The sequence below is a fragment of the Brevibacillus sp. FW306-2-1A-C05A genome (genome assembly GCF_058781555.1).
Map to the genome: position 1 here is coordinate 68,071 of NZ_JBYSWV010000023.1, position 6,018 is coordinate 74,088.

Annotated in this window: 6 protein-coding genes; 2 read left to right on the plus strand and 4 right to left on the minus strand. The window is 53.5% G+C overall.

All coding sequences use genetic code 11. The annotated features are described in order from the left end of the window. A complete protein-coding gene (locus AC3WJN_RS15115) occupies window positions 1-387 on the plus strand; it encodes a cupredoxin domain-containing protein (protein ID WP_005835716.1) in 387 nt (128 codons plus the stop codon). Here AC3WJN_RS15115 and AC3WJN_RS15120 read toward each other — a convergent pair. Genes AC3WJN_RS15120 through AC3WJN_RS15130 form a run of 3 tightly spaced genes read right to left on the minus strand, consistent with a single transcriptional unit; the run spans window position 377 to window position 3,518 of the window. Further along, window positions 377-1,597 (minus strand): MFS transporter, encoded by a 1,221-nt coding sequence (locus tag AC3WJN_RS15120; RefSeq protein WP_007787419.1) that lies wholly within the window; start codon window positions 1,595-1,597, stop codon window positions 377-379. The two genes, AC3WJN_RS15115 and AC3WJN_RS15120, sit on opposite strands and share 11 nt — an antisense overlap. A gap of 9 nt (window positions 1,598-1,606) precedes the next feature. Beyond that, window positions 1,607-2,542: a 4-hydroxy-3-methylbut-2-enyl diphosphate reductase gene (locus AC3WJN_RS15125; protein ID WP_007787421.1), complete on the minus strand. Its 936-nt coding sequence runs from the start codon at window positions 2,540-2,542 to the stop codon at window positions 1,607-1,609. A gap of 46 nt (window positions 2,543-2,588) precedes the next feature. Beyond that, window positions 2,589-3,518, minus strand: coding sequence for a ketopantoate reductase family protein (locus tag AC3WJN_RS15130; protein WP_035317644.1), 930 nt, complete (start codon window positions 3,516-3,518; stop codon window positions 2,589-2,591). Between the two features lie 225 nt (window positions 3,519-3,743). Here AC3WJN_RS15130 and glnA point away from each other — a divergent pair, with 225 nt between their 5' ends. Beyond that, window positions 3,744-5,162, plus strand: a complete 1,419-nt coding sequence (gene glnA, locus AC3WJN_RS15135; protein ID WP_005835723.1) for a type I glutamate--ammonia ligase — start codon at window positions 3,744-3,746, stop codon at window positions 5,160-5,162. Window positions 5,163-5,439: 277 nt separating this feature from the next. Here glnA and AC3WJN_RS15140 read toward each other — a convergent pair whose 3' ends face one another. Continuing rightward, a complete protein-coding gene (locus AC3WJN_RS15140; protein WP_007787426.1) occupies window positions 5,440-5,886 on the minus strand; it encodes a YkvA family protein in 447 nt (148 codons plus the stop codon). Between the last annotated feature and the right edge of the window lie 132 nt (window positions 5,887-6,018).

A 6,018-nucleotide genomic window follows, 5' to 3' on the forward strand; every position in this document is an offset into this window, starting at 1 on the left:
ATGTCTCGTCAATGGTTCCGGCAGCTTCGCTATCCCCTCATCGCACTGGCCGTAACATTAACGCTGCTTTGGACGCATCACCAGCGCTTGCATACTTCCTACGCCGCCACTACGCGGTCGCACACCGTCACGATCTCCAGCGCCGGCTTTTTGCCCAACCAGCTAACGGCGCGGGCAGGCGAGCGCGTCTCGTTAATGATCGTCAACGCGGATACGCGCCCGCACAATCTCTCCATTCGCGATCTGAACCTGTCCTCGACAGAGCTGAAGCCGACGCAGTCTACGATGCTGCAGTTTTCTGCCGATAAAAAAGGGCGGTTTTTCTTTGTCTCGGACGCCCCCGGCTACCCGGAGAGCGGCTACCAAGGCATGCTTGTCATTGAGTAGCCTCGACTTTGTCGTCGGGAGCCGCTTGCTTCCACGGCCCATACGTAATCAAAACAAGCGGAATGATCCCGATTACCGTGATGATGCCAAAAAACAAATAGATGCCTAGCGTAGAATACGAATCTTTGATCCAGCCAGCCACGAGATTGCACAGCATCGTCCCCAGCCCGCCTCCTACCGAAAAGAAGATGGCCAGCGCCGTCACCTGCAGGGAGGGGGGCGTATTTTCGCGCACAAACTGGGCAGCCGTCGCCAAATAAAAGCCTACCGAGATGCCTTGAATGAAAAACATGGCGATAACGAACGTCGTGCTGGGTGCCGAGCTGTACCAGAGCCAGCGCGCCGCCCCGCACACAGCAGCGAGCAGCAGCGTCAGCTCCAGGCCCCACCTCCGCACGAAAACGCCTGCCAGCTTCATAAACGGCGCTTCACTGCCTGCAAACAGCAGAAAAGCCAGCCCCACTCCCGCCACCGTGCCGCCAATCTCCTGATAAAACAAGGAAAACCAGATGTTGTTCGCGTTCACCGCGCCAAGCACGCAAAAGGACGCCAGCAAAAACAGCAGGTAGCGCGGAAGCCGCAGCAAATCCCGCATGCCAGCCAGCATGCCGACGCGAAAGCGCGACGTCTCCTCGGACTCGTCCGGCACCCGCAGCAAAAACAGCATGGCGATCAACAGCGCGAGACAGTAGGAGTAAAACAGCACGGATGGCCCCCACTGTTCGACGAGAAGCCCTGTCACAAAGGCGGCGAGCGCAAAGCCAACCGCTCCCCACAGCCGGATGTCGCCGAATTGCAGGCCGTTTTTTTTCGCGTAGCCCAAAGCCAGACTGTCCGAAATCGGAATGACGGCGCTCTGAAAAAATGAGAGGATCAAATAGAGCAGGAAAACAAAGGCGAAGCTGGACACGCCGACGAAGAAAAGTCCGGCCAGTCCCGAAGCGACAAGCGTCAGAATCAAGACAGTTTTGCGAATTTGAAAGCGGTCACAAAACAGCCCCCACATCGGCTGGGCGACAATCGAAACGATGGGAGCGACTGCGCTAATCAAGCCGATCTGGGTGCCCGTGAGCGAAATCGAGTTGTAGTACTGCGTAATCAGCGGAGAAAACGCACCAAACCCGTAGTAAACAAAAAGATAAAGGGCGCAAAGACTGAAGTATCTTCCGCCAGCGCCCGAAAGTCCCATACCGGAATGTGATCCTGGCATATCGTTCTCCTATTTCACCCTCGGCAATATTTTCTCCATGTCGACGGTTCGTTTCTTCTCCCATGTAGCCGGGTTGAACTCATCGAATTGCTCCAGGAAGGTAATCACTTCTTTGGTCAAAGGAGTTGGCGTGGAAGCGCCCGACGTCACCGCAACGTTTTTCTTTCCGCGCAGCCACTCGATGTCGAGCTCGGACAAATCCGCAATCCGATAGGACGGCACATTCGCGATCTCTTCCGACACCTGCGCCAGACGGTTGGAGTTGTTGCTGCGCGGATCGCCCACGACAATACACAGGTCTGCCTCGCCCGCCTGCGTCGCGACTGCTTCCTGGCGCACTTGGGTAGCCAGGCAAATTTCGTTGTGCACCTCTACCCCAGGGAAACGGTGCAGGATGGCATCCATTAAATGTTTGACATCCCACTGGCTCATCGTAGTCTGGTTAGTGACAATCAGCTTGTCGGTCGGGATGTCGAGCGCGTCCAGCTCTTCCAGCTTTTGCACGAGATGCACGCGGTCCGGCGCGATGCCGACTGCCCCCTCCGGCTCCGGATGCCCTTTTTTCCCGATGTAGATCACATGGTAGCCATCCGCAATTTTTTCGCGGATCAGGTCGTGCGTCTTCGTCACGTCCGGGCAGGTCGCATCGACAACGGTCAAGCCTTTGTCCCGCGCTTTTTTCCGCACCTCCGGAGAGACGCCATGGGCGGTGAAGATGACGGTTCCTTCGTTCACCTGGTCCAAAAGCGCCAGCCGATCTTCTCCATCCAATGTTTTAATGCCTTGTTTTTCAAACGCCTCGACGACGTGGGCATTGTGTACGATCATGCCCAAAATGTGAATCGGGCGGGGAAGGTCAAAGTTTTGCGCTGTACGCAGCGCCAAAACCATGGCATCGACAACACCGTAGCAATATCCGCGGGGGGAAATCTTGATGACTTCCATCTGTACCCCTCCTAAATTTCTAATGACGTTCGCCCACTATTATACCTTATTTGCCTGCTGCCCGCTTCTGTTCGTAAACCTTCAGATTATTGTAGACAACTTTCAGGAGCGGCGTGGACAAGCCTTTTTGTTCGGCGTGCTTTAACAGGTAGCCTTGCAGGTGGTCGGCTTCGACCGGGAGTCCTTTTTCCATGTCGCGCAGCATGGACGATTTCGCTTGCGGGCGCTGGTTTTGGAACGTTTCCATTTGCTTTTCCACGATATCCGGCTTGATCGGCGCTTCCAGTGCCTGCATGACGGACACGATCTCCTCCGCCAACTGTCTGGTCAGCTCCACGCCATAGGCGGACTCGCGAATCGGACCGACAGCCGAGTTCATGAGCGTCGTAATTCCGGAGAACGTCGCGATGAACAAATATTTGTGCCAAGCCTCGCGCTGGATGTTGTTGCTCGCCCGCATCGTTCCATTGATTTTGGAAAAAGCTTGCTCCAGCCGCTCTACGCGCTCGCTTTTTCCGCCTTCCCACTCGCCGAACACCGCATCGTGAATCGGACTTGTCTGCACGACGTCGCCTTCTGCGTTTAACGTCGTTTCAATGAAACAAAGGCCGCCAAGCACCCGTTCGCGTCCAAAGCGATCCCGTAGCGGCTCCATGTGAGCCATCCCGTTCAACAGCGGAATCACGATCGTGTCGTCTCCGACATAAGGGGCAATCGCATCCATGCTCTCTGCGAGCGTGTACGCTTTGTTGGACAAAAGGACGACGTCGAACGGCCCTGCCGCCTCGCCCGCCTGAATCATCTGCGGACGCTCCAGGTGCAGGTCGCCATGGATGCTCAGCACCCGCAAGCCTCGCTCCTGCAGTTGCTTGTATCTACGTTCACGCACCAGAAACGTTACATCCACACCCGACTCTGCCAGTCGGCCGCCAAAATAACCTCCGATTCCTCCTGCCCCCAGTACCAGTACCTTCATCATGATCGCCTCCGCGTTTATTCATAATAGTTCGTCTATATTCTACAAAAACGGAACCAAATTCTAAACCCCGCAATATCATGTTAGAAAAACTAACATTTGGGGTAAGAAAACCTCTTGACGAACATTGTCTGTTATAGCTATAATTCGAAATATAGAAATTCACGAAAACACGAACAATAAATATTCAAATACGAAAATATTTCGCGAATGGAGTGGGTTGTTTTGGATATGAAAACTGTCTTGTCCACCATTGATGCAGAAAAAGTGGAATATGTGGACTTCCGCATTGTCGATTTGCTTGGCCGCCAGCACCATGTTACGGTTCCTGCTTACGCAGTAGACGAAGGCACTTTCCGTAACGGCGTCGCCTTCGACGGCTCCAGCCTCATCGGCTACAAATCCATCGAAGAGAGCGACATGGTCGCGATGCCTGATCCTTCCTCCGCTTTCATCGATCCGTTTGTCGAAGCGAAAACGATGAACATCATCTGTAACATTGTCAATCCGGACAACACCACATACACCCGCGATCCACGCGGCATTGCCCTCAAAGCAGAGGCGTATCTGCAACAAACCGGACTGGCTACGGCCGCCTACTTCGGCCCGGAATCGGAATTTTTCCTGTTCGACAGCGTGCGCTACGACTCCGGCCCATCCGGTTCGTTCTTCCACATCGACTCGGAGGAAGCGTTCTGGAACACCGGAAAAGAAGGGCAAAACCTGGGCTACAAAGTGCGCAACAAAGGCGGCTACTTCCCGGTACAGCCAACTGACTCGCAAATGGACATCCGCAACGAAATGTGCACTCTGATGACCAAAGCCGGCCTGCATGTAGAGCGTCATCACCACGAAGTGGCGACCGCCGGCCAAGGCGAGATCAACTTCCGCTTCGACACGTTGACTCGCACGGCTGACAACCTGCTCTTGTTCAAATACATCGTGCGCAACGTAGCAGCGAAGCACGGCAAAACAGCGACCTTCATGCCCAAGCCAATCGTCGGCGACAACGGTTCCGGCATGCACGTCCACCAAAGCTTGTTCAACGGCGACACTCCGCTGTTCTACGAGCAAGGCGGCTACGCCAACCTGAGCGAGACAGCGCTCTACTACATCGGCGGCATTTTGCACCACGCCCCAGCCTTGATCGCGCTGACCAACCCGAGCACCAACTCGTTCAAGCGTCTGGTTCCTGGCTACGAAGCGCCTGTTAACCTGGTCTTCTCCAAAGGAAACCGCTCTGCCGCCGTACGGATTCCAGTCGCCGCGGTAACGCCAAAAGCGTCCCGGATCGAATTCCGCACGCCAGACTCCACCGCCAACCCATACCTGGCCTTCGCTGCCATGCTGATGGCTGGCCTGGACGGCATCAAGCGCAAGCTCGACCCGCGCGAACTCGGCTACGGCCCGCTGGATCGCAACATCTACGACCTGTCCGACGCAGAAAAGCATGAAATCAAGCGCGCTCCTGGCTCCCTGGAGGAAGCCTTGACTGCCCTCGAACAAGACCACGCTTTCCTGCTCGAAGGCGACGTCTTCAACAAGGAAGTCATCGAAAGCTGGATCGCCCTGAAGCGCGCGGATATTCAACAAGTAGAGCGCACGGTGAATCCGAAAGAGTTTGAGTTGTACTACGATCTGTAAGATTTGTTCATACAAAATAGCCCGTTAATTACGCTGGTTTTTCACCCTTGATTCCTCAAAATAGGGACACTTCGGTGATAATTTACACAAAAAGGCACAGGTTTTACCCATAAAACAACTTAGCCCTTCCCGTTTGGGAGGGGCTCTTTATATTGGCGGGAACAATTTCTCGTAGGTAGGTAATTAATAAGATTAGAAATTTCGTTTGTGACAGAGTATTGAAAATAGTTAATATAGCCATAATGTTTCTTTGCAAATAGCTTGCAACAAACCACGGTTACTTCTCCACTTCTTCTATCAATTGCCCCTCTTTTGTAGCCTTTTCTACCTCAGACACTTTTGCCTCCACATCAATAATATCCTTATCATTCTCCGATACGTTGCCAAACCAATCCTCCAGCTTTTGAACGGCTTTGAGCCTAACTGTCTTGTCGATATTTAACGCCACTTGTCCAATGGCAAACATCAGTACAGCGAAGTCATCCGTGTATCCAGCAGCAGGAATAATGTCTGGCACCAGGTCTACAGGAAAAGCGAGGTAGCCGAGCGCTCCGTAGATGCGAGCTTTGGCCCATGCAGACACTTTTGGATTTTCCAGAGCGTAGTAACCGAGAAGGGCGGTATATACGACTTTTTTTCCTGCTTTGGCAGCATGCTTTGAGAGTTTTTCCCAAAAGGATTGTTCAGAGTAGTGCTTTTCATAATCTTTCGGATCAAAGTTCACGCTAACCCCTCCATGCTTTCACTATCTGCTCTTTTTCTTTCACCTAAACAATCTCTTGAGACTCCCACGGCTAAAGCCGCAAGCCTTCCACCTTGCGGTGTACGGGTGGGATTCTTGAATGACTAAGCGTTC

Excerpts from the sequence above, each read along its gene's own strand:
- AC3WJN_RS15115 (WP_005835716.1), top strand. The coding sequence starts at position 1 with ATGTCTCGTCAATGGTTCCGGCAGCTTCGCTATCCCCTCATCGCACTG.
- AC3WJN_RS15120 (WP_007787419.1), bottom strand. The coding sequence starts at position 1,597 with ATGCCAGGATCACATTCCGGTATGGGACTTTCGGGCGCTGGCGGAAGA.
- AC3WJN_RS15125 (WP_007787421.1), bottom strand. The coding sequence starts at position 2,542 with ATGGAAGTCATCAAGATTTCCCCCCGCGGATATTGCTACGGTGTTGTC.
- AC3WJN_RS15130 (WP_035317644.1), bottom strand. The coding sequence starts at position 3,518 with ATGAAGGTACTGGTACTGGGGGCAGGAGGAATCGGAGGTTATTTTGGC.